This is a genomic window from Pseudomonas sp. C1C7, from assembly GCF_013359595.1.
Lineage (GTDB): Bacteria > Pseudomonadota > Gammaproteobacteria > Pseudomonadales > Pseudomonadaceae > Aquipseudomonas.
Window position 1 is genome coordinate 15,961 of record NZ_JABFMP010000020.1, and the last position, 24,719, is coordinate 40,679.

Consider the following 24,719-nt stretch of genomic DNA (forward strand, 5'->3'; position numbering starts at 1 on the left):
TGTCCGCGTATTTTTTAAGGGGTGGCAATCGACCTGATCGAGAGGATTCCAAGCGTCAACGCAGCTCTAAGATGATAGTCAAGAGCAGCATCTTAGTGAGATGTGGGTGGATGTGAGGTCGCGGATCGGGCGGCGTCGAGTTTAGGAGCACAGCGTGGCGCCCATCTTGAGAGCTATGACAGACTGGCGGCGCCAGCTAATAGCATCTACCAGAAGCCGCGATATGCGGCATCTGAGAGCCGTTTACCTGCATCCAACTCGGCTTCGGCCTTGAAAAACTCGAACAGCTTGGGATCAAATTCCCAACTGCTGTCCGACTCAACAGCAATACCAAGATCCAGATTTAACGACTCTCGCCATTCTGTCACGCTCATGAATTTGGCCGCGTTGTTTTCCAGTGATCGCAACCTGCGAACGATTAGCGCAGTTCCACGCTGCGGTGGAGGCCAGTGCGCTTCATCCGCCCCCCACTGCAGCCAGCGAAGCATATCGGGCCATCGCAACGTCAACGCGATCCAGCGGGCATATTGTTTTTGATCCGGTGATCGCCAGGCAGGATCGCTGTTGCGTCGAGCCGTCCGCAGCGACAAATAGAAGCGAACGAGGTTAACCATTCGCTTCATTTCCCGCGGATTTCCCACAGAGTATGCAGCAGCCAAGCGTACTATTTCGCCGACATCACGGCTTTCAATGAACGTCGCAACGACCTCTGGAGGCAGTGGCAGTGCCTCCTTGGGTTCAATCTCTGAAGGATCAGCTATTTGACGCGCATGGCCTTCGTCACTTTCACGCATGGCTTGCCCGGTTAGAGCAGATCCGACGGGCATAGCAGGTTTTGCTTCAGGTTCTGGGCTGGTCAGCGCTGTGCCCACGAGATGACCAATGTAGCTATCAACGTGCCGGACTTCACAGGGAGGAATGGTAAAAGGTAACTGGATGAATTTATCCATGAATCGCCAGCCGAGTGGAACCGTGCGCTCATAGCTAGGCAACTTCAGTCGCACGTCTTCGTGGGCTTTCTCCAGGGCCGCAGCAACCATTTGAGGGTCCATACCAATGACGAACATGCAGCGATAGGTATCGCTGGCAAGCAACATACTTACGCCTTCAACGACGCTGGCCACCTTATTTGGAGAACAGCGATCCAAATCGTCAATGAAGATCACGAGTGGCGAATGATCCGTTTGGCTTTCCAGCTTGGGCACTATACTCAGCACGCGCCTTAGATCGGAGTGAATCTGATGTATCTCGCCAACGGATTTGGCATAGTCAGGTATCCGTATGTATTCAGCGAGACTGAACGTCGCAGGCTCTATCATGGATTTTTCCCGACTGGTGAAATAGCTGCGAATCAGGTACACGGCGAGAAGGATTTGCGTGACCACACCACCAGCGCTACCAAACTGATCCATGCGGCTCTGGAGTTCGGCGGGTAATAAAGGAGCCGCAGCCTCGAGACCATAAAAGGAACAAATCGCTGCAACACCCGCCACCGCCCAGCCACGAACCTTGAACCACCACGCATTGATAACTCTGTCATACAGACGTTTGCGCACGATGCCATCGTCAATGCGCGCCATTTGCAGCTTGAAGAGAAATTTTTCGCGTTCGATCAAAGGCAAGCGCTCGGCGACCTGAGAGACAATTGCATCGACCAACCCAGCCCAAACCTGCTCGGTCGTATCGTATTTCCAGGCGTTAAACCAGATAGTCCATAAGCGTGTAGGTTTGTGACCCTTCACCTGCGAATCAGGAGTGATCGTAAAATCATCTTCCTGCTCAAGAAATTGTAGGACGTTACGAATGATCAACCTGGGAGCGTCTACAAGGCCGGCGACCGAAGGCTTGTGTCGCTCTCTGTTGAGCCGCGGATCAAGTTGATCACGCATAAGTTGCATAAGCGATGACTTACCCCCTCCCCACGGTGCCTGAATGCTGATGCTCAATGGTGGTGGGGTTTGGGCATTAGTTAAAAAATCTGAGATTGCGGTAGCGTAAGTCTCGTACCCAAGCCGATCGGTATCAGCCGCAACATCATTGTTGAACCTGGTAGCCACTTTTCCAAGTCGGGCGTCATCGAACTCCCTGAGCAAATCCAGCGGCTTAATCGACATATGTTCAAGTACTTTCAGCAAACCACCTTTTTGGCTGGCGAGGAGTGCGTGGACAAGGTGGCTGATCTGGATGATGCTCTGCGCCATGCCTCCAGCCAGAAGGTACGCTCCATCCAAAACAGCCTTTACGTTGGTCGAGGCTTCGAGTTCTCCTGAAGCTTGACTGTAGGTAGAAGCGCTCTTCTGCGATCCGAAATAGGCAAACTTTTGGCTCGCATATTGATCGTTTGCCAACAGCCGCACCGCAGCGCTAAAGATTTCAGCATCCATGTCCTCACGGAGCATGGCCGGCGCTTCGTCGGACTGGCTTTCGACGAGAGCAAAGAAAATCAAAGTAGTCGAGAGGCGCTCTCTAGGTTTGATGGGGACACGAGCCAACGCCGCTGCATAGGTCATAAGCTCAGTTACCGCGCGGGCGATAATTGGGGGTGATACCGCTGCTGGCTCATTCACTCGAACATATATCGACTCTGGCTTTGTAGTGTTGCTGAGCTCGCCTATCGCAACAGCCATAGCGTCCTGTTGAGGTTGCGGGATGTCTGATGGGATGGCGATAACAACCTTCAACGCGCCTGACATGACAATGCGACTCGACCTCAAGGCATCCACAGTGATACGCAGGCACATGGCAAACTCGAGTCCTGCTTCATCCGTCCTCAGCAGAGGTAGCCAAAGCGACTGCATACCTGACAGGGCCGGATCGGCCAGAGCTTTGTTCAAATGAGCATTGAGTGCCGCCGCCGGATGAATGTCCGTAGCCGTCACGATAAAACAGAGCAGGCATCGTTCTTCCGTTTGGAAATGGTACCCCGCTCTCAGCTCATGGGGTCGCGGTAACTTGATTTTCAGACCCAGCCTATCCAAGGTGACCTGGTTTAAGTGACCTTGATGACCATCGCTGCTGATAGGAAGAAAAACGACATCCGCTTCAGGAGGAGCGTCGATGTGCACCGAAATAGAGGCGTCGATAACGAAGTTTTTCCACTCGTTTACTTGCATCAGCTTTCCCCTTAGCCACATCGCCCAACCTTTTCGCACGCTACAGTCTAGGCAAGTTTCTGGAGTTGGCCCACGGCGGGTGACGGCAGTGCAAAAGCTCTTGGCAAGGCTCCCGGACAAGTTGGCCTGCAGCCCTTGGCGCGTCGCAGTAGCTGCGACCAAAGGACGCTCAGAGAGCTTGTTTTTCGGCAGCTTAACGTGGTGCTCAACCAGTAATTTCTGCGGTCGTTTCCAGCTCTGCCGTGGAATTGCACTTCGAGACGCTCTACGTGCCACAACGAGGAGCCGAGAAATCACTCAATGTGGTGAGTTCCCGCCGCAAATAATTGATTTCGGCCAAAAGTAGTCAATCGCTATGGATCAGGGTATCGCATTAAATAGTCCTTTGATAACACGGTGGCAGATGCGGCGCACTGTTAGCATGAAGGTGCAGAGCAAAACTTACGCAGGTTCAGAGACTACTTTGGGTAGCGGCGCAGGATAAATGTGCTCACGAGTCGAATAAGACTTGATCGGATCGAACGTAAGCGATGTATCGCGCCCCAGCGTGTGGAGTTCCTTCTTGAGCGATTCCATCCACAGTCGGCTCTGTAGACTACTCTCACTTCGATTTTCCGAAACCATGGCATAGTAACTTATCGTGATGCAATAATTCAGAATCGCAATGAGCTCGTAGTAACTACCGGCTAGGCGAAGATGCTGTTCCCGCTCACCTCCCGGCAGTATCGCAGTGAATGGAGTTTTTTTACTCTGCTGATCAATTACATAGTCTGAAACGCTCAGTTTTGAACAAAGATCGTTTATCAGCTTCACAAGCTCAAGATAGATTCCGCTTTCATTTGATTCAGGGTCTGTTGAGACGCGACCTTTCAAAGGTTTAAAGTTCGGCATGAGCAAAGATAATTCATCCAATATCGACCTTACCTGCCTCATAACTTGCCTCAGTACCCGCTCATCAGCTTCGAGAGCGCCTGTCTCGTGAGTCGAGTTACAAAAAACCACTGAATGGAATGCTTGATTGATCTGGATCTTTAGCGACACGTTATGTGCAAGCTCAATCGTCCCAAGTGATGCGATGTAATCAACTATGCCTTTGCGCTGTGCATGGAAGGCATCCAACCGATTTTTCATGTCGGTCGCCTCTATCTGCGCCGCTGTCTGTTGCGTACTGTGCAATCTACTGATGAACACACCGACGGGTAGAGTTAAAGATAGCAAAGCGAGAGGGAACTTACTGATCTCGATGAATGTATCGAATCCTTCCGGTGTAAACGACAGCGTATACGGCGCCCAGCATATGTAGCCTGCTATCAGGAAATAGACGAGTATCGTTATTAACCAAAAGCGCAACGGCCATTGAGACGCGAGCCCGCGGCGCGGATCAAGGTGATAAGAAAAATTATAGAATGTGGCACGTTTGTCCATTGAAATCCCGCTGACGCAGGCAAAACAAACAACGATACAGGCGAAAGGGGAAATCGCAAGAATCATATACAGAAGATGAAGTGCTTCTTTTGCCGCATGAGTCATTTTTCATTCCTTACAAGCATACAGCTTATATAAAATTTACTATCCACTTGCATTTCCACTGACCAGTGAATTACATCCGTGCTGACCAGCCGTTTGCATTCGACTTGATCAGCATGCGCTTAAGTAGCGACCATCAGAAAACGGTCGCAAGCGAAGCGGCTTGGCTTCATGTTGAGAATCCTTTTTTCCTCATCATTATTGGATCAGAAAGCTTGGAAATCGCCTAAAGCAGGTTCACCCCTCCTGTTGTCCAGGGTCATTTTCAGAGCGATGAGAGTCAAACAGCAATTTCAATTGTCTTGTCAATTCACGTAGTTCCTCTGATACCGCCTTAATACTTTCCTGTTTTGGTGTATCCATACGATGGACAAGCCGATTTCGAAATTCTTGAATCCTCTTAATTGCGGCTGCCTGGTCAAACGAGAGCCCAACTTTGGAATAATATCGATGGACCATCGAGAACATGCGCGAAGGCGCTGTCAAGCCGGAATCACCGGGACTCAGATCTCTTAGAAGCGCGGTAACGAGCCGCTCGAACTCAACCCACAACAGAATGAACTCACCCGTGGCCTCTTGCTGTTGACGTGTCTCTCCCGTTACCAAAGATACCGAAGGAGAATGCTCAGCCCCTTGTATATGCTCAAATATGGCGTACCGGCTCGGATCCTGAGCCAGAATTTGGTCAATCACTTGATCAGACAAAGGACGTTTTTCAAAGTCGTTATGCAGAGGTTGTACGTACTGGACCAAGTTTTCTGGTCTGTTCAAGCCCAGCGACTTCAGCAAGTCAAATAATGTATCAACCCTACCCATTGCTGCTGCTGTCACGGTTGTCTCCCCCAGTACAGATCTAGCTAGATCAATCAATGACGCTGCAAGGTCATAGTGATTGCAAAACTCCCGACCTTGGGTAGACGCTCTTAGCTCACCCGCTCTTTGCAGCCGTTCAAGCGCAATTTCGCCGGACAGGACCAGACCGTTGAGCTCGTCTAAAATTGCATATTCCTCAACCGACAACTCACCCTGAAGTGGCTTGTATACCAAATCATGCTCCACCTCTGACCATGCGTGCATAAGCACAGAAGCGACTTGAATCTCTACTTTCGCCTCGGCATACCGCTGATAGGAGTCTTGCAAAGACCCTTCTCTCAAAACCACACGGTAGTGCGTGGCCCAGTACCCAGAAAAACGCTTTTTATATGATGGCGCTGCAGCTGTGGGAAATTCTTTTCGTGCCTCGGTTAGATCGAATAACGCTTCAATGATGCGCCCCACTTCTTGCCGCTCGCCTGGGAAATAAAGGGCAACTCGAACTCCTGCCAAGTCAACAATGTCGTCGAAAATTGCTGAGACTGTCTCATACTGGCGCTTCAGCGCGCGCTGTCTTACCTTTGCCTCCAGACGGGTTGGGTTTTTCGCTCTTGAGGTTACAATCGCTCGCACGCCTGCTGACCGCAAATTAGTCTCTAGACTTTGTGCGACCATGCGACATGCTTGTTCGTAGTAATCGTATTCCTTGCGGTAGCGGGCGATAAACTCTGAGACGAGATCCAAGATATTTTTCCATTGGATGGAGCTGCAGCGCGCTGGCGACGTTTTTCCTGGCGAGCGCTTGACTGGATGGCCGGCAAGGTAGCGGATAGCCACCACGGTGTCTATGCACGGCCCGCTCTCGGTAAGTGCCCGGCGAAGTCATGTGGCCGATCATAGCGATAGCCTCGGAAGACCGGATCGCTCCAATTGATCTGCTCATCTCCAACTATCAGGATTCAGGCCCCGCATTTCGTGCCGACGCGGAAACGAAAAAAACGCCATCAGTTGCGATAGCGTTCTTTTTCAGTTTTTCTCTCAGTTCAGCAACAACGAGTGGTGCACTGGCGTTTGCTGTACCGCGCCTCCTGGCGCTCTCGGAAAAACTCTTCGTACGTCATCTCCGGCTCGCAGGGGTGACTTACACCCCTGAACGCTACGTAGTTTTCATAATCTGGCACACCAATCATCATGCGCAATAGCTGCCGAAACCAATTGAACCCTCGATGCAGTTTTGTTTTAAACATGAGCAGGGCTCCGCGAGGTTGGTGAAGGGGTTACCGCGGGGTTGTATTGAAAAACTGCCTCGTATGGCGTCTTGTCGCTACGATGAGGTAGCTTCCAAGCCTGACGGGAGATTTTGAATGAATAAACCAACACTATAGATTTTGAGATATTACGAAACTAAAGCTAACTCAGATAACTTTCAAAAATATGTAAAAGAATAAAAAAGGCTTGCCCCCCTTTACTCCGGCCTAATTTAACCCCACTTATATCCTTCTGTTTGCATTATTACAAATTTTTCAAATACCACTTTTTGATTATCTCCGGAGTTTTTGTATCAAGATAGACTCTACTGTGAATTATTGGTCCAGATACAAACGGTAGCGCAGCCATGAATTTTCTAAAAAAATTTCCACTATGGAGTGGTAACTCCTCATGATCAATATTTACTTCCGATATTTGAGGCACCCTTTGGGTGTGCACATCAAGCCAGAGATGATCCATTGCACTAATGGAACCGACACCCACTGGTGACACTACGATTGAAACAAAGAGAGCCGCCCCCCAAATTAGCATCGGCACTATAGCGACTGCACATCCCACATAAAAGAAAACTTGCCCAACCGCTGCTGCCGAAGCTAGCTCACCTAGATGAGCTGCTGTGGCTATTCCACTTTTTATTCCAAGCCAAAAAGCAGCTATAGTAGACGCAGCAGTAATGACAGGCATTACGAAAGCGGAGAGATATGAAATAATACAATGCATCCACTCGGCAACTATCCGTACAATCCTAAGCCACCAATAGGCTTCATCCAGACCGAACCAGATACATAATGTTTTCACATCAACTGGGCTTATACTTTTCCATCGCTCTATTGCTCGTACCTGCGCCTTTGGTGGTCCACCACTAGAGAAAATCAGCGCCGACACGGAACAATACAATAGCAACCACAGTGCCGTTAAGCCTCCTGAGACCGCGCCAAGACCACCCCAAACTCCTTCAGATCCTGGCATTAATGAATAAAACCAATGGCTAAACTCTGCGAACCTTCTCGATACCTCCCAATCTTGTATTTTAGAAACTAAAATTCCGGAAATCCAAAAGAAAGCACCGCCCTCCATCGCCGTTATTCCGCCGCGAATCCATGTGAGCATTGCTGTAGAGCGAGGACGAACATGAAAAAAAGGTGTTCCTAGGCAAACTACACCAGCACGCTGGCTTTCAGGAATTCCTGATACAGCGTTCATAACGACGCTTCCGCCGTGACTGTGTCCTATCAAGAGAAATCTTGTCTCAGGAAACTTAGCGGCTTCTAATTTCAGTGACTCGGCTAAAGTTTGTGCGGCATCTACCCGCGCGAAATGATTATTATGTCCCGACCAAATAAAATTTGATACCGTAACACCATTTGGGTCAAGCTTAAGAAGTTCTTTAGTCAGCTTTGAGTCTGCCTTAATCCATTCCGCATTTGCGGCCCAAGTTCCGTGAACCAGTACACAATGAAGGGGCGCTTTCGTTACAACTGGAGCCTCACTAATGATTTGAGGCACCGGCGCGACCAATGAGGCGTCCGATTTCTTTTGCACGCTATATCTCCTACATCGATGTAGATTCGCTATTATTGACCGCACCAAAAAAACCAACAACCACCTAACCCTGCATAATTCATCCAAAACTAAAGCACGGGTGATTAGCCGTGCTAGAAATTCAAATTCAAACCGAATTCAATAAGCCTAATAATATCAGTACATATACTCCACCTATCCACGGGCTCGCGGAAAAGGCAAGCATTCCAATACCAAATAGAAGTACTCCCAGAGCTAGCCATACTAACCATGAAATATTTGACAAGAAGGCTAACCATCCTTCGGGCGCGGGCTGACTTCGAAACAGAGCGAAACCGCTTGTATCGCCAGATATGACAAAATTTGCGATTGCTTCAAGCTTTCCTTCATCTGAGGCATCCACGCCAGTACTGTGGGCACCGGAGGCAAATTGGAAGTTCTCGATTCTTTTCTTGGCATCGGAAGCATCTTGGAATCCTCGGAAGCCTCCTGAGCCAATATCCAGAGGGCCATCAATCGGCTGCACCTCGATCCAATCGGCAATCTGTTCAAAAAAACGCGGAAAGATGGCTACGACCCAATCCCCGGCCGCAACCACGTTAGCTACATATTTTATCCTCCCACTATCGGCCAGCTCCTGCCATTTGAAGTGTTTGGGAACAACGCTTCCGGCAAGGTAAACGCGTTCGACCTTGAGCGTTTTATACTTATACAATGCGCTGGCTAATATGTAAGTACCGTTTGAGTGCCCCACGTAATCAAATTTCACAGCTTGCGGATACTTAGCACGGTTCTCTGTATATTCGTCCATGAATAAGCGAACATTCTTCTGCCTGTCCCAAAAGAGCAGGAATGGCAACATCGGGAAGTGTCCATATTTCTGATTTACTACGGCTAGCCCTGCTTGAGTTGCTGCAGCTTTCTGTTCAATTACGGCTCGAAGTTGGTCAGTCCACTCTCCATAATCCCTGATTCCGTGCATGACATAAACTATGCGCTCGATGCTGTGGTCCTCACCTTGGCCGTCCAATTTATCGGTATCGAGTAGATTGATTTTCCCTTGCAGTGCAAGCGTTACCGCCTCGCGTCGCTCTTGATCCGCCCGAGTATTGCCACCATTGAGCGCGGTACCAATGTCTCGGTGGCCAGTGCCTTCCAGTGTGACGAATATAGTGTCCTTGGCAGCTTTCAGATCCATGCTATCTTCTTTGCTGACGATGTCATCTTTATCGCCCAAGAGATGTATTGTCTGCGGCACACGCTTCGTTGTCGGGAATTTTCCCCTGCACAGCTCAAGCCACTGAATTCGTGCATCCGCTACGAAGGGGGCGCCACGTTGAAGGGCTAATAACAGCTGCCCACTTTGACTTAACCTGGCAAGCCGCTCGCCTATCCAGATGGACAGATAGGTTCCAGTTGTCATGTTCTTCGGGCGTGGATCGATCGACCAGCCTCTGTTGATAGTGGCCAAGGATACGAAACGGGATACTTTCTGCACCCATGCCCGCTCCCCGCGCAGGCCGAAATCATGGCGATCATCCTCCAGGCCGTTACCCCAGACGATTGCTTTGCGCAGCAGCATGCCTCCCATGCTGTGTCCAACCAAAATTATTTCCTCATAGTCGTACCTGACATGAGCCTTGTGGATTTCCTTCTCAATGTTGTTCGCAATAGCGTAGGGACTAGCGTTGGATAAAACGCCGCTATCGAAGTCGAAAACTAAAAGATCGGATTTAAGTAGCGCCTCACGTGCCAGATGAACGGCGGGTTGAAAGTCCTCCAGTCCGGTCAGGCCATGAACGAGCACGACCAATCTCTTGTGCCCCTCACTGTGTTCTAGGTTCACCTGTGTCTTTTGCGAACTAGCCAGAATATGCAGCGTCGCCAAAAGAGCCATTAAGAGTACACCCAGAAGCGAAGTAATTTTGATCCAAGTAGCGAGGCCAGTTATCAAAACCATTTCAGATGCCTCTAGATCATTGAATCGAACGATTTCTGTGTTGGGGCGCCAATAAAGGATGGCATATCGATTTAACTGGACTGTCTAAGACCGTGTCTGTGGGACACTCGGAGAGATGGGTCGATTGACTGATCAGAGGGGTCAGCGACTGCATGGCGGCCTCTCTCCGCAATGGCACTGTGCTAATAGCATGGCTGAGGGTCGAGGAATGTCAAATTGCACTAGACCCTATGACTAATCGTATTTCGCGCTTCCTGCCATGGGTAGCCACCAGTTGAATCCACGGTCGGCAACCACCGTTACCTCAAGATCAAAAATTTACTCTATGACAGAGCCTATCGCAGAGTTAACAACGGAGAATAATGATCAGCCGGTTGTTATTTTTAGTCATAAGGTTGATTACCTTGTGTTATATGCTATGGCCTTTGCTTGGCCAGCGCGTAGTGCTTGAATGCTGGCTAGGTCGAGCTTGCATCGTCAACGTAAATGGATTCTCCACAACTTCCGAATCTAGAACAGGCAGTGGCTTGATGGCGAAGTGGCGATGTTGCGCTATAAACAGATACATAGAGGCGCCTCCAAGTAGTAGCTGGAGTTAATCAGCAACTAAACACCTGCTTGAGGTGGCTCATGACTAATACTGAGACCAGTACCACCAAGTCGCAGCCTGATGTTCTCGATCGTCTGATCGAAGACCGCCGGAAAGCACTTCCGGAAGACGATCGTCCGCTGGACCAAGAACAACGCTGGGGCCTGGCGTTATCGGGGGGTGGGATCAGGAGTTCAATTTTCTGTTATGGACTCATTTCGGCGTTGGCCAAGGCCGAAGCCTTCTCGCGCTTTGACTTGATGTCCACTGTTTCCGGAGGCGGGTATATCGGCTCAATGGTAGGCAGGTTGGCTCAGAGCAAGCCGTCTGCAGAAGCGTTGCAGGATGAACTCGGCGCCCATGGCGCCACCTCACATCATAGAAGCTGGCTACGCGCAAACAGCCGCTACCTGACGCCGCGCGGCAGTCAGGACCGCCTGTTCGGGGTCGTCACCTTCCTGCGCAACCTGGCAGGTGTTCACTTGGAACTGGGCTTCCTTGCGGTATTGCTGGCGTGTGCCTTGGGTTTCATCGATATCCTGGTCTGGTACGGGATGGATCAGTTGATCAAGACAAACCCGTCCCTACCCTTTGGGTTCACACCCATGCAACTTTGGGATTGGGTCTCAAAGTGGCCCACGCTGTGGCTGGCATTGCCAGCTCCCATACTCTGGGCGATCGGGGCGGCGACCTGCTATTGGTACATGCCAACACGCGGGCGCGATCATGTCGAGGTAGATAACGCCTCCCACAAGGTCACCCGTCAGCTGGCGCTTGCCGTGCAAACAAGTATAGCGTTGGTCCTTCTAGGGAGTGTCGATTGGGTTGCCTGGCGCCTGGCCAAGCAACCGGCACACCTGTTTGCGCTCGGAGCACTTTTCACTTCCATCTTGTCGGTGCTCCGTCTGGCGCTTCCCATGCTCCAGCAAAATGGCAGTTCTTCAGAGTTCTTGCGGCAGCGGTTACCTGGTCTGCTGGACCTGGCAGGAAGGTTCGGGCTGCTGGTGCTAGCTATTTTCTGGACCAGCCTGGTCCACGCCTTTGCGACCTTACGAGTCTGGGATTCTGACTGGAATCGTGTGGACTTTGTCGGAGCCGCCTGGGCACTCACCGTTCCTGCAATCATTTCATTGGGATGGATTTCACTCTCCGGACGTAATCTTGAGTTTCTCAATCGCTCGTCGCTGCATAATTTTTATCGCTCACGCCTGTCTCGTGCCTATCTGGGCGCAGCGAACCTGCAGCGCAAGCAGGGCTCGAAGGTCACCCAAGTCCACGACAATGATGATGTGCCACTGAAGGACTACAAACCGCATGTGAACGGTGGGCCTGTTCATATCATAAATGTCTGTATCAACCAGACGTACCAGCGCGAAGGACTTTACAACATTGATCGGCAGGGAGACTTGATGTCACTGGTCGGTCCCGGGTACTACAAGGTTCAGGGTCAGCAATGGCGGCAATTCAAGGCAGGTACCCTTAGCACGCTGGGTACCTGGATGGCGGTCTCCGGTGCTGCCGCAGCGCCCGGCATGGGCAGCCTCACGCGGCCTGGCATTGCGTCTGTATTGACTACCTTGGGTGTGCGCCTGGGCTATTGGTGGCGTACTGGCAACAAGGACCCGCAGTGGTCCTCTATCCTGGTTCCGAAGTACAAGGGTCTTTATTCCGAACTGCTGGCGAAATTTGCGGGAACCGCCAGCAACACTCAGTACCTGAGCGATGGAGGCCACTCGGAAAACACGGCGGCCTATCCGCTGCTTGAAGCGCGCTGCGAACTAATAGTAATGGCCGATTGCGGCGCTGATCCGAGCTATAAGTTCCAGGACTTGGAAAACCTGATTCGCCGTGCCCGCATAGACATGAATGTGGACATCCGATTCATCAAGCCGCCGCAAGGCAGTGACGCACTGTTCGGGTCTCTCGACGATCTGGCTTCGCCGTCTAAAACAGCCTGCCTAGCATTAGCCCGGATCAACTACCCAGACAAAAACCTGCCGGGAGTGTTGGTACTGGTAAAACCGAACCTGACACCCGGCCTGCCTGAAGATATTTATAACTACAGTCGCGATTACGAGGACTTTCCTCAGGAATCCACAGCAGATCAGTTTTTTGACGAGGCCCAATGGGAGAGCTATTTCTCGCTGGGCTGTCATCTGGGCCGGGGGCTGGATGAAAACAGGCTGCGTTCACTGATCGCGGCCGTTCAAAGTAACGGCTGGGTTGATGCCCGGGCGAAAACGTCCTCCGGCGATACCTCGGCAGCGAATGTCACTGGCGCGCCCGCCATGCCTGCGGACAGCGAAACCACTGACGAAAAATCGCGAAGACCACTGCGCATTCCAGTGAAATCAGCGACGGCAGCGGGGCTGGGCTTGGGCGTGATCGTCAGCTCGGCTTCGGGACTTTGGGTCGCGTTCGAGAACGCTCAGGGGGACAGCAGCGCCGGCAGCGATCAGGTGCTCAAACCCCTGTACGACACTTACGGCACACTTCCGGTGAGCATGAATGACGGGCAACTTAACGATTCGGTGGGGCGCATGGCTGCGCAGTTGTTGACCACCTGGCAGACGTTGCGCGCCCATGACCAGCAGGATCTGTTTCTGAATAACCCGGAGGCTCTGGACATGTTGCGCATGACCTACGGCCTGTGCGCGCGCATGAGCGACAAATTGGCGGTATGCAACACGCTGATCAAGTCATTCCAGTGCCCGCCCAAGCCTACCGCCTCGCGCGTCACTCAGAACGACGGATATTGGGCGCGCGAAGAACCTGCGGCCATGACGCGCATGAATGAGCGCAAAAATGAACGCAAGACAGAAACCTACTGCGATACTGATGAACTCGATAACGAAAACCAGCAGGTCGCAGCTACAACCCTCAAGCAGAAAACCCCGGACCGACCATTTATGGTGATGTCCGCCCCCGTATCTTCCGCCATCGCAGCGGGCGTGTGGCCTTGGACTTATTTTCTCTCATTCGACCAACCTGTAGCCGTGTACCCAGCCACTGAGAATATCCTAGTCTGCAAGGGTATTACGGTCTTCATCCAAATCTATAGCCCGGACGGTCGTGACAATGTTCGTGCCCTGCGATCACTTTGGCGAGCGGCGGGCGCTTCGGTGCCGCCCATCGAAGACGTATCGGACACAGCCCGCAGACAAGGCCGCAGCGCACCGACGCCGTATGGCAAGCCCACGGTCATCTATCACCGAGACGATGCTGAAGCCTGCGCCTATGCGCTTCCCGTGCTGGCCTTGCAGTCAGAGTCGAGCTGGAACGTGGTGCAACTGAACGAGCGATTCGAGAAGTTTCCTGGCACCGTCGAAGTTTGGGTACCACCAACGGCCGCGGCCGAGGGGTTTTCACAATGAGAGGGAATCGCAATACGATCCGCTAGCGCCAACGCAGCACCCGCTCTGGTGCTCATTGCCAAGGCTCACGAATCGCGCTCAATGAAAACTCTGAATAGTCTCGCCGTGGCTAAACCTTCGTCGGTACTGGGAGTACTAAACCTGCCGTGACACCAACTGCGCCATTGATCGCGCTCCATACCACGCTTACGACTGCATTCCAGAGTTTCTCAATGGTTATTTGGAACAAGCCCTTGAGCGTCTCGAGAAAATTGGTTGTCATATTCTCGATGCCTTCGAGGAAGAACTCCCTCGTCTCTTCAGTTATCTCACCCGTTACTATTCCGTCTGCCACCAGCTTGGCCTGCACTCCGATCGCTTTCAACTGGCGCTCCGAAAAGCCTTTAACTGTGGCGATGTCCTGATTGATGATTAGATTGGCTGCGGCCTTGATGTCCGTGACCAACTGCTCTACGTCTATAGCTGCCATTTTCTTCTCCTGATGCAATCACGCTAGCGCTCAAGTGCAGATTCGTAGGTCAATGCCTGGTCCATGTAGGTCAGCACCTGTCCTTTGAATGCCTGAACCTCAACGCCGGTAACTCCCTGCTTTTTGTCTACCTCACGCATCCGTGAAACCGTCTTCGAAATCTCCTTAAGTGCGGTGGAGCTTGTAGTGATCTGACTTTCGCCCGACGTACTACTCGTAGTAGCCAAACTGTTTGTCGGCGCAGGACGTGCAGCGGCTTGTAGCGCAAGTGCATCGAGACAGCCAATGACGTGGTTGTATTGATTTTCTCTGTTGGCGAATGTTTCTTTAGTCGTTCCGCCGACTGCCGAAGCCATCAATTCCATAGTCTTTGCATTGACTGACGTCAGCCCCTCCACCAGGGCTTGATCGTACAGCGGAGCAAGCTGCGTAGTGCACGCCTCTACCGCAAGCACAAGCACGATCGCCATACCGCGAAGAGATTTCGCTTGCAAATATGTCCGCATTGACTTTCTCCCCATGCAAGGAATAACTGCCGCCCAAGAGGCCACTCAGTTGTTTGCTGCTGACAAACTCGTTTCGCTACGCAAACTTCACTCTGCTTAAGAAAACACCTTCGCCACCAACCGCTCCAAAGTGTCCTGGTCTAATAGGCCGGTTTCGGCAAGACCCTCCGCTTCTTGGAAATGAAGCAGCGCCGAGAAAGTGCGACGACCGCGAATGCCGTCGATCGGGCCGGGCTCCATACCCAAGTATTGCAGTGCTGCCTGGGCAGTACGCAGGCTGAGGTCGGGCAATGTCACCTTGAACTTCGCATGAGCAGCCGCAAGGCGGGTGTCGTATTCATTACGTTTGAATTCCGCACCATTGTAGCCCCGAGCAAAGGAAACCCAATTGTTGCGCTGTAGCGCACCGGCCAAGTTGTTACCCTTGATGAAATTCGCCATGGCCTGCAACTGCGAATTCTCGTCCTTGACCATGCCCGCGACCAGCTTGTCGGTCGAGGCGAAGCCAGCCACTTTGAAGTTGAAACCCATGACCTGACCTATACCCCAGGACGCACTCTGCAGTGCTGCGGTCTTGTCCAACTGCATGGCCTTTTCCAGTCTTCCATACTCGCCGGCACCGCCAATGTAACCTCCCGCCTTGGATCTGCTGATATCGGCATTGCCGCTGTCATATATACCTTTGGTCAGCCGATGGAAGACGTGCCGTTCGAAGAGAATCTGCGGACGCCGGTCCGAAAGAAAACCAAAGCCACGCGTCTCGACCGTCAGCACCGCCCACACTTCTGACTCGGATACGCTTAGCGTGTCGCATACCTCGTCCATGCCTTCGTCGCTCAATGGACTGCCTTTGCCTTGAAAGTTCATGCCAGCCTCCTATTGCACCATCTGTCGAGGTGCGCCATGTAATCGAACTTGGCACAGGGCAAGTAATTCGTGCGCGTGCATTAACTGCGACTCAGACATAGACATCCTGGCCTGCTGCCTTACGCCTGCGAAGCTCCGCTAACATGCTCCTTTCGTTCATGCCGTGGGCCCAGATCGGGCGTAACTGGAAATGAGGCTGGTCGACGATGCTTTTCCAATTTCCGCCCCATTCTAGGCCGAGCTCCATACCGAGCACGCCTACTGCCTTGTATTTCGGTGAATCGCCTAGGTACTTGCTGCCCTCAAACACACCGATGTCAAACGCAATGCCGAAATTGTGGTTGGACTGGCCGCCTTGAGCATTGGTGACGATCGGCTTGTCGGGTATTGTTCTTCCTTGGGCAAATAAACGATTCTGCTCCTCGTAGGTGCGAAGACCGCTGATGATCTTGATGCGAATCTCCGCAGCCGCAGCTCTCAATAGCAACTCGCGGGCGTATGGGCGCACTTCCGGCAACAAGGTGGCGATTATCGCCTCGCTGCGTAGATCCACTACTGTCGGACCATCGTCATCTTCATTATCCTTCAGTGGACCCACAATACGTTGGTAAATCGCGCCCCAGGTTTGAGGCCCGGCGCGACCGTCAGCGTCAATCGACAGTGCTTTTTGCACGGCCGAGATCATCTTCTCAATATCCATCTACTTGACTCCTCCATCAGGATGGCTAGGGTAAGGCCACTAAAGCCGGCACTTCCGAAGAGGGCGTTGTGACTTTTTTGTATCGCGTTACTCGTGAGAGAATGGGGTAGCGTGTTGGGGGAATTTTGAAGAATATAAATCTCGACCTCCCGCTACAGTTCCAAGACAACACACGAAGTAGTCAAGAGCGAGTTGTGAGCAATTTCAAAGTCTCGGCTAGAAGATTTCGCTATTCCCTTTATTTCTTGGACCAAGCTTTGCCTGTTTTGAACCTCTCGGATTACTCGATCTTGTCGTACAGGTGTTGGCTGGTTTGCCTGATGGATTGCTTGGCCTTCAAAACGAGAGCCCTAATCTAGTCCAGCAAGCCGAATACAGACGGTCGGTCAACAAGGAGTGAAACGATGAAAGCTCATTTCTCCGCATTCCGAACTCTCGAACTATTAGTAGCTAGTAGCAGACTTGAGTGTTTTCTAGAGCGAATGCTTTCTGTATCGCTCGGATAATTTCACTAGACGATCGATCGATGTGGGCGGTGTCAATCAGAGCCGCGAACCCGTACTCGCATGCACTGAGCTCCCGCCCCTAAATTCAAATTGTGTTTTTTGGTGTATTGTTAGGCGACTAACTGCATAAAGAATTAACATGTCAAAACTCGCAGAATTTCGTCAGCTCGAAAAGCATTTAGCCGAACAGCTCCAAGCTCTCGAGGTCCTGAAAGGTGATGTTGGCCTCAAAAAAGAAATCGAGTTCGAGACCAAGCTGCGTGCACTGCTGGCCGAGTACGGCTACAGCCTACCTAGGGTGATCGACCTGTTAGATCCGCAAGCGAGCAGCCACACCCCTTCAGTCAATTCCAAAGCTCGCACCCGTAAGCCTCGCCAAGTGAAGGTTTACAAGAATCCTCACACCGGCGAAGTCGTCGAAACCAAAGGTGGCAATCACAAAACGTTGAAAAAATGGAAATCACAACACAGCTCCGAAACCGTTGAGTCTTGGCTGACCAAGTGACTTTGGGTTGAGTGCAAAAGACCTCTGAGCGGCTACCGGCGCAATTTTCCAAACGGAGCGGTGGTGTCAATGTATCGCATGGCCGACTTCACGTTCCGCCAGCCTACATAGTCCATCAGTTGCTTGGTGCTCCAGTGGTCATTGTTCGCCCAGGTCGCAAATCCACGGCGCAATGAATGTCCGGTATAGGGAGCGCCATCCAGACTGCTGCAAGCAAACGCCTCGCGCAGCACATAGGTCACGCCATCGGGCTTGAGGCCTTGGGGACTGATTTCCCCCCACTGGTTGATGGGACGAAATACCGGCCCCTCCAGCAGTTCGCTGATCGACAGCCAGTCCTCGTAGGCTTGCACCGGACACAAACGCTTCAATGCCGGCAACACGACCACTTGCCCTCGATTTTCTCGATCAGTTTTGCTGCTGCTCAGAAACACATCCAACTGATTTCCACTGCGTAGCGTATTGTGCTCGATCCGCAGTCGACACATTGGGTCAACGGGTGTAGCGGCTCGATAACATCGGTCGTTTTATGACCATTTTCACTGAAAATACAGAAGCGCTCACACACGACAGGTTCATTCAAACCTGCTCGGATGAACCACTCTCCACAGCGAAGAAAGGCTTGCGAGACGTCACTGGGCAGTTCCGGCAAACGACTCTCACCGCCGAGGCGCTGCGCCAAGCGCGCCCACCATAGATCGAGGAGGCCGCCAACCCGCGCCGGGCTGCCCCGCCCTAGGTGATCATTAGAAATGAGAGCGGTGTCATTAGAAATGAGAACGCCCCCCGCACTGACAGAAATTTTGGGCTATTTGCCCATTTTTTCAGCGGTCTAAAATCCAAAAAACAGAACACGTGGATTTTTGGTCGCCTCAGGACAGAATTCATGCAATTTCCGTCGGGCGCACCGCAAAAGATTTGCAGTTGATCGTCTGTATCCCAATCCGACTGATACCTGGGACCCTTTCCCACTTTTTATGACGGGCAAACATCAGTGCAAATCTGGACCCGGTGTTGACCGAATATATCAAAAGGTGGATCGTATTTTTTTGCTCCCGGGATCTTACAATGTCTGAGCATCGCGATACCTCACTTCGTGAGCTGCAAATGCTCGAACAGGCAAAGAAAACCATCCTCGACAGTGGTGATTTTCTTCCTCAGGACCAAATCTGTAATCGGCTTGGCGTATCTGATATGGCGCTGACAACGGTTTTAGCTGAGTTGGAAGCTGGAGGACACATTTTTTCAATTGAGCACGCAGGCTACTCCTTATTTCCAACCTATGTATTCGAGGTCGGCATTGGGCACGGGCCGGTACTTCACCTGAAGGCAATACTCGATGTGCTAAGAACGAAGAAACATGGGTGGGGAATCGCATTTTGGTTCGCTTCTAGCAATCCATACATTGGAGGGTGTCGACCGCAGGACATTCTTTTATTCGATGCCAGCAAGCTAGTGCTCGCAGCCTTGGATGAGGTGTCAGGAATTACTCATGGATAGACTATATGGGATTGTCGCCATAGCCGATTGCCATCCGTCCCGGAACGTGACATTTCTGGGGCGAGGAGTTTTTCTCATTTAGCATTCCCTCCTACCCTTCTCTTTCTTCCTTTAGGCGCAATTAGGTGCAAGCCGCTTTCCCATGCTTGGTGATCACTAAGGACTTGGGGGGCTTGGCGGCCCGGCGAGTCTGCCTATCGGCTCGTGCGCTGAACCCAACTGCAGAGCGAGATCAAGAAAACGCTTCGACGCTTTTTCGGATCTAGCAGACAGTCTCCGCTGGGCCTCTGTTTCAAATTGAACCTTCATGGCCCATTTCGATGTTTTAGCCTTCCGCCTACCTTTCATTACCATCCCCTCACGCGCTTGACGAGAAACGCCTTTCTGTCGCACTGGTCACAAGCACCTACTTCCCTCCTCCATCCGTGTAAAAGAAGAGCAGCAGATAGCTGATTCAGCGGAAAGATGGACCATAGCTTTCAACGGAGGCAGACCGTTCGCTCAACTGGAGCGAGTTAACATGGCCTCGTAATGGATAAGACTTACATCAAAAAACGGCCAGCAGTTGCTGGCGATAATTTTTCGAAAAGCTTATTTGAAAATTCGATGCAGAGGAAAAATCGACCTGCGGAATCAATTTATGCTCTTTAGCGGTAGGTGGTGAACTTACCGCGTTGCCAGTGAGGGTGTTCGAAGAGCACTCCCTCTCGCCTTCGATTAAACAATGCTCAGGTGCGGGTGCACTTACGTTGATCACAACAGCCAAATCTTCCGGCAGGTCATCGGCGATACGCTGAGAGAACCGCTTCAGTGTCGGCTCCGCCAATACGAACAACCAAGCCTGATCGTCAATCTCGCCCATACGTCGAAGAACTCTTCCCAGCACCTGACGGTAATGCAATTCAGTACGAATTCGACTGAGATAGCAGCAAACCTGAAGCCGAGGAATATCAGTCCCCTCGCTGATCATGCCCACCGCAACAATCCAACGGCAGTCGCTGTTTTTGAACCCGTTAATAACCTGTTGCGCATCCGGAGTTCTGGTGGTTACGACCTGGAAGCTTTCGCCCTTGTCCTTGAGTGCCATGGCGACTTGGTGAGCATGCTCAATATTCGTGGCAACAACCAATCCCGCGGCATTCGGTTTAAGCAGTCGCATTTCATCGAGTTTTTTGCTCCCCAAATTGAGCAACTGGTTGAGCGCGTCCTCATGACAAATCAGATCCTCGTACGAGACAGGAGACTCACGCAGTAACCTAGCGATACTGGGAAAATGCTTGACGGTACTGTCGTTCGCAGAATCTTCTTTGAGCCTCAGCATCTGGTTATCAAGCAGAACGATGCGAGGTGACCTACAAACCCCATCGGAAATGGCTTCTTTAAGGCCGTAGCAATAGTCGCAAATCAACCGACCTTCCGGGTTGGAGTAACGAGCCAGAGCAATGCCTCTGTCATCGGAACGCCACGGTGTACCCGATAGAGCCAATGTAAAGGCGGCACGGTCCTGCATTTTCAATAGAATCTGTTGTCCCCAAGCGTTGCTCAAAAGCGGATCGTATCCGGAGCAGTGATGGATCTCGTCGAACACCGCGAACACGCGGTAGTCATCGAAAAGCTTCCAGAAGGAGTCATCCTGGTGTTCCATAGCTTGATAGGTACTTGCGGCTCCAACGGCACCGATAAGTCCATCTAGGCGCCTACCCAATACCGCTGTGAAGGTCGAGCGAAAGCCGTCGACGACTTGGCATGAGGGTGCAAAGCAGAGTACGAGATCAATTTTTCCCTGCTCCAACAGTTGTCGAGCCAACTCTGCGGCCATTCGAGTTTTCCCCGCTCCGGGCGTGGCCTGGCAGAAGAAGTGCGGTGTGGTTCTGTAGTGCTCAAGCGCAATTTTTATGCATTGGCTCTGCCATTTTCTCGGCGATGCTTTCATCGTGTTGACATGACTGATTTAAGCGTCTTTTCGACCGCGCGTAGATGTCCCAGAAGACGAGAGCTGCGATCGCGTGCCTCCAAATACTCAGCTTCAACTTGATCTTTCAGATGCGGCATTTCGTCGAGCAATTGCTTATAGCGCTCCGCCTCTCCCATGGAAGAAAGAAAGTCGAGCCGAATCTCTTTGTGTATCGACTCCAAGTGTTCGATCACACCAAGTGCTGGCCGCTCTGGATCAATGGCTTGTAAAGGCAGATGGGGCGGCTTACTCACTTGTTTAGCACTGCTCTCGTACCCATTTTCGATGAGTTCCACGTGCAGGTTCGCCGGAATACTCTGCCAATGATAGATCTGACCCCGCTTTTGTCGTTTTTCATCCTGAATGACCCACCCAGTACGCAGCATGCGTCGGATTTGTTCATAGACATACCGCCGCAAGTCGCTGCTGTTAAAGCTCATACCCGTCAGGTGAGTAGCGTAGGCGTCACGTAGATCCTGGGTCGTAAACTGGCGTAGATGTCCCTGCTGAAACAGGTCGTAAATCCGCCTGTCGAGGATGAATGAATCGGGTTTCATGCAGGCACCTGGGAGGAAAATTCGCGGAACGAACAAAAATGCGGATTATAATCCGTGGTTGATTCATCCGCAAACGCACGATAGTGCCGCCTCAGTGGGAACCGAGGCGGTTATGCATCAGCTTGCGAAGGTATTGGGCGAGAGAATACGGACACAAAGGAAGGCCAAAGGATTTTCCCAAGATGCCTTGGCGCTTTCTTGCGGTGTCGATCGCAGCTACATGGGACGGATTGAGCGCGGTGAGGTGAACATCACAGTGGAAAAGCTATATCGCATAGCCACCGTAATGGAATGCGAGCCGCAATTTCTCTTGCCTGCAGCATTGTCTCTTCACGACTTGGCTTCTGATTTGGAGGCACGCGACTGAGCCAACCAGCAGGCGACCCAATCGGCTTTCGTATCCGATGGATTGTCCCTAGTGACAGAACTGTTCCCTGCCCCTACAGTTCGAAATGATCCATGAGGAATCGATCGAACAATCTATGCGCTTTCTCGCGATATAGATGTGCTTGATACTAAATGGCAAAGATCCAACCATGAAGGTACGCCATGTTTGCCGAAGCACTGCACGAAGATGTTTATCGTTCTTTCCGGGACCGTTTGTCAGTGCTTCTGGAAATTCCCATCGATGCGTCAGATTCGGATATCCATGAGCTGATCGATGCAGGCTTTACAGCAAATCGGATCACGCTATTCTGCGAGCTTGGCAGAATTTCTCATGGACAACGCGACCAAATTATAGCGCTAAAAACACTCAATTCCAGGTTGGCGCTTGATCAGAAACTGACCGTGGATGAGAGTGATCGCCTATTCAGACATGCCTATATCGTGGCGATGACGGAAACTCTATTCGGGAGTAATGACAAAGCGCGCTCTTGGCTCTCTAAACCCAAGAGTCGTTTTTCAGGTAAAACCCCGGTCGCAATGCTCTCATCCACTTCAGGTTTCCGTCAGGTCGAGGAACTGCTAATTCAGATCTCTGAAGGCATTGCCTTTTGATCCAGACGTTTAAACGGCGCTAGGAAACGGCTGTACTCAGCATCCTCACCAATCTTCAGTTGAAGAGCAAAAAATAGAGCCAAGTGCACCTATATCCTGCTTACATACCTGTACTTCCATCCGGCCAGCCTGCAGAACATAGCGCTTGGTTGGAAAGTGACCTAATAGAAATCGAGCGTTTTGTCTAACGCATAAAACTTCACACCTATTGGCAAACTTGGATGACGCTCGATTTCAGTTCCAGACAACTTATCGAGCTTGGACAGCATCTTCGCGCAGGAGCTTCTTTTCCCGGGTCAGTAAAACCTGCATCACAGTTCTCGAGAGGCGATCGATCTGAGATAGCCGGGCAAAGTCACCAAAGAACTTTGTCGCAACAACGTCGCCGTGTGCTCTGTTCTGCTTGATGGCAGTATCAAAGACAAAAAACGCCCTCTGGCCTTCGTGTTGAACAGAACGAGCGGAAGCAGCTTTGAACATCGCGACTCCCAGCGGCGTTTCCCCTTTTTTTGGCTTCAGTGTCCATTGTTTACACTTGGCCATGACCGCGTCCAAGTCATTTTCCGAAAAGCCCATGCGAGTAACGGACAGGCCCTGCGTAAATGCATTTTCTTCTGCCATGTGGGAGAGGCGTTGAGTCAAACGAAAGACAATGCCCAGCGAAAGCTGGCTAGCCACAAGGAATGTCAGCTGTCGAGTTCTGGCTGAGCCTTGGTACTCGACCAGCACGCAAAGTTGAAATGATCAGCCGAAACCGATCGAGCCAATGGGAAGCCAGCCACTCAAGAAAAAATTAGGAAAAATGCCTGGAATCAAGATTTTCTGAGGAAGCTGAAGAAAAAATTGTGGCAAGCACAAGCAGTTAAGGATTTGCGCGATGAACAGGGATGCGCCTGGTCGCAACTGCCCATGCGGATTTCAACTTCCCTTTGCAAAGACCGGCCAGGGTCCAGCAACCATATGAACTACTTAATGGCGGCTTTGAGACAGGCTTGGTGACCTCTGGTCTACTCGAGAAGCACTTTCGACAATTCACGCACATATCCGCCGACGACCCTGGCGGCCCTGGACAGTGGATGCTGGTGGGTGAACGCCAGGGCAATCGTGCGTTTGATCTGCGGCTTATCGATTCGCACTGCATCCAGCAGCCCGCGCTCGACATCATCCTGTACCGCCAGAAAAGGCAGGATAGTGAAGGCCCCGCCAGCTGCCGCCACGTCTTTCATTGCATTGAGCGTATCGACTTCGATCGCCACGTTCAGCGACAGTTGCTGTTTGCGAGCCAACTGATCCAGGGTGGTTCGCAACCCGTTGGGGCGCGAGGGCAGGATCAACGGATACTCCGGCAACACAGCGAACTCGATTGACTGCCCAAGCCCGCCCAGGGTTGCGGCCTTACCCACCAGGTACGTATCAACGACCCCCAATGTTTCTTCGTCCCGAGCGTTGGAGATGCCGTACCGGTTCACAACAATCAGGTCCAGGGTACCGGCTGCCAGTTGTTCATCGAGGTCACCACTGAAGCCTTCGACCACATGCAGGCGTACCCCAGGGGCATGGGTTTGCAGCTTAGTGAACAGCATCGGCAGCAACCTTCGCGACATCGACGGCAAGATACCGATGTGGACTGTCCCAGCCGGTACCCCGGAGGATTCCCTAACCAGGGTTTCCAGGCGCTCGGCCTGGGAAAGCAGCAAGCGAATCTCCGGCAGTACGAGCCGTCCAAAATCAGAGACAACCAGGCCACGCCCGGTACGCTCGAATATCTGATCCCCCCACTCCGCCTCCAGTTGCGCCAGTTGCCGACTAACCAGTGATTGAGCCGTGCCCAGGGCGACCGCCGTTCGGGAAATAGACCCGAGTTCGTCCATCAGCAGCACGCTTTGTAGCTGTTTCAAATTCATCTCGGCTTGTCCGCGTCGCTCTCTTCCAATGGTCGGAACATAAACGACAGCCAGGCTTCAAGCCATCACTTTTTGATGTATCTGAT

The 24,719-nt window shown here is 51.7% G+C and carries 20 protein-coding genes and 1 pseudogene; 5 read left to right on the forward strand and 16 right to left on the reverse strand.

Annotated features, from left to right (window positions below):
* Positions 1-206: 206 nt before the first annotated feature.
* The 6 genes from HNO86_RS17375 to HNO86_RS17400 form a co-directional block, all read right to left on the reverse strand.
* The gene (locus HNO86_RS17375; protein ID WP_175378167.1) at positions 207-3,113 is read right to left on the reverse strand and encodes a P-loop NTPase fold protein; all 2,907 of its coding nucleotides are present in this window, start codon (positions 3,111-3,113) and stop codon (positions 207-209) included.
* A 441-nt stretch (positions 3,114-3,554) separates the two neighbouring features.
* A complete protein-coding gene (locus tag HNO86_RS17380) occupies positions 3,555-4,643 on the reverse strand; it encodes an efflux RND transporter permease subunit (protein WP_175378168.1) in 1,089 nt (362 codons plus the stop codon).
* Between the two features lie 234 nt (positions 4,644-4,877).
* Positions 4,878-6,290, reverse strand: coding sequence for a GTP pyrophosphokinase family protein (locus HNO86_RS17385; protein ID WP_372242539.1), 1,413 nt, complete (start codon positions 6,288-6,290; stop codon positions 4,878-4,880).
* Between the two features lie 206 nt (positions 6,291-6,496).
* On the reverse strand, positions 6,497-6,700 hold the full coding sequence (locus HNO86_RS17390) for a YbdD/YjiX family protein (RefSeq protein WP_175378169.1): 204 nt from the start codon (positions 6,698-6,700) through the stop codon (positions 6,497-6,499).
* Positions 6,701-6,965: 265 nt separating this feature from the next.
* Complete coding sequence (locus tag HNO86_RS17395) at positions 6,966-8,264, reverse strand: alpha/beta hydrolase (protein ID WP_175378170.1); 1,299 nt, start codon at positions 8,262-8,264, stop codon at positions 6,966-6,968.
* 127 nt (positions 8,265-8,391) lie between these two features.
* Positions 8,392-10,203, reverse strand: coding sequence for a triacylglycerol lipase (locus HNO86_RS17400; RefSeq protein ID WP_175378171.1), 1,812 nt, complete (start codon positions 10,201-10,203; stop codon positions 8,392-8,394).
* Positions 10,204-10,833: 630 nt separating this feature from the next.
* On the opposite strand from HNO86_RS17400, the gene HNO86_RS17405 reads away from it, so the two are divergent.
* Complete coding sequence (locus tag HNO86_RS17405) at positions 10,834-14,166, forward strand: patatin-like phospholipase family protein (protein WP_175378172.1); 3,333 nt, start codon at positions 10,834-10,836, stop codon at positions 14,164-14,166.
* Between the two features lie 109 nt (positions 14,167-14,275).
* Here the strand turns inward: HNO86_RS17405 and HNO86_RS17410 are convergent, their stop codons facing one another.
* The 4 genes from HNO86_RS17410 to HNO86_RS17425 form a co-directional block, all read right to left on the reverse strand.
* A complete protein-coding gene (locus tag HNO86_RS17410) occupies positions 14,276-14,635 on the reverse strand; it encodes a hypothetical protein (RefSeq protein WP_175378173.1) in 360 nt (119 codons plus the stop codon).
* Between the two features lie 23 nt (positions 14,636-14,658).
* Positions 14,659-15,141, reverse strand: coding sequence for a hypothetical protein (locus tag HNO86_RS17415; RefSeq protein WP_175378174.1), 483 nt, complete (start codon positions 15,139-15,141; stop codon positions 14,659-14,661).
* A gap of 96 nt (positions 15,142-15,237) precedes the next feature.
* Positions 15,238-16,008, reverse strand: a complete 771-nt coding sequence (locus HNO86_RS17420) for an N-acetylmuramidase domain-containing protein (protein WP_175378175.1) — start codon at positions 16,006-16,008, stop codon at positions 15,238-15,240.
* Positions 16,009-16,099: 91 nt separating this feature from the next.
* Positions 16,100-16,708 (reverse strand): M15 family metallopeptidase, encoded by a 609-nt coding sequence (locus HNO86_RS17425; protein WP_175378176.1) that lies wholly within the window; start codon positions 16,706-16,708, stop codon positions 16,100-16,102.
* Positions 16,709-17,353: 645 nt separating this feature from the next.
* Here HNO86_RS17425 and HNO86_RS17430 point away from each other — a divergent pair.
* Complete coding sequence (locus tag HNO86_RS17430; protein WP_175378177.1) at positions 17,354-17,719, forward strand: histone-like nucleoid-structuring protein, MvaT/MvaU family; 366 nt, start codon at positions 17,354-17,356, stop codon at positions 17,717-17,719.
* A gap of 32 nt (positions 17,720-17,751) precedes the next feature.
* Here HNO86_RS17430 and HNO86_RS17435 read toward each other — a convergent pair whose 3' ends face one another.
* Together HNO86_RS17435 and HNO86_RS17440 are read right to left on the reverse strand one after the other, a co-directional pair.
* Complete coding sequence (locus HNO86_RS17435) at positions 17,752-18,153, reverse strand: tyrosine-type recombinase/integrase (protein ID WP_372242540.1); 402 nt, start codon at positions 18,151-18,153, stop codon at positions 17,752-17,754.
* A 179-nt stretch (positions 18,154-18,332) separates the two neighbouring features.
* Positions 18,333-18,458, reverse strand: a pseudogene (locus HNO86_RS17440) (plasmid replication region); the annotation flags it as partial.
* 329 nt (positions 18,459-18,787) lie between these two features.
* Between HNO86_RS17440 and HNO86_RS17445 the strand changes: the two are divergent.
* Positions 18,788-19,219, forward strand: coding sequence for a hypothetical protein (locus HNO86_RS17445; RefSeq protein ID WP_256672668.1), 432 nt, complete (start codon positions 18,788-18,790; stop codon positions 19,217-19,219).
* A gap of 547 nt (positions 19,220-19,766) precedes the next feature.
* Here HNO86_RS17445 and HNO86_RS17450 read toward each other — a convergent pair.
* Both HNO86_RS17450 and HNO86_RS17455 read right to left on the reverse strand, forming a co-directional pair.
* On the reverse strand, positions 19,767-21,152 hold the full coding sequence (locus HNO86_RS17450) for a DEAD/DEAH box helicase (RefSeq protein WP_175378179.1): 1,386 nt from the start codon (positions 21,150-21,152) through the stop codon (positions 19,767-19,769).
* Entirely contained in the window at positions 21,149-21,730 is a 582-nt protein-coding gene (locus HNO86_RS17455; RefSeq protein WP_175378180.1) for a hypothetical protein, read from the reverse strand. The genes HNO86_RS17450 and HNO86_RS17455 overlap by 4 nt, the downstream gene beginning before the upstream one ends.
* 112 nt (positions 21,731-21,842) lie before the next feature.
* Here HNO86_RS17455 and HNO86_RS17460 point away from each other — a divergent pair, with 112 nt between their 5' ends.
* Positions 21,843-22,097: a helix-turn-helix domain-containing protein gene (locus HNO86_RS17460; protein WP_175378237.1), complete on the forward strand. Its 255-nt coding sequence runs from the start codon at positions 21,843-21,845 to the stop codon at positions 22,095-22,097.
* A gap of 182 nt (positions 22,098-22,279) precedes the next feature.
* Positions 22,280-22,729 (forward strand): antitoxin Xre/MbcA/ParS toxin-binding domain-containing protein, encoded by a 450-nt coding sequence (locus tag HNO86_RS17465; RefSeq protein WP_175378181.1) that lies wholly within the window; start codon positions 22,280-22,282, stop codon positions 22,727-22,729.
* A gap of 249 nt (positions 22,730-22,978) precedes the next feature.
* Here HNO86_RS17465 and HNO86_RS17470 read toward each other — a convergent pair whose 3' ends face one another.
* A complete protein-coding gene (locus tag HNO86_RS17470) occupies positions 22,979-23,350 on the reverse strand; it encodes a hypothetical protein (protein WP_175378182.1) in 372 nt (123 codons plus the stop codon).
* A gap of 386 nt (positions 23,351-23,736) precedes the next feature.
* Positions 23,737-24,633 carry a LysR family transcriptional regulator gene (locus HNO86_RS17475; RefSeq protein WP_175378183.1) on the reverse strand — a complete coding sequence of 299 codons (897 nt, stop codon included), beginning with the start codon at positions 24,631-24,633 and terminating at the stop codon, positions 23,737-23,739.
* Positions 24,634-24,719 lie beyond the last annotated feature (86 nt).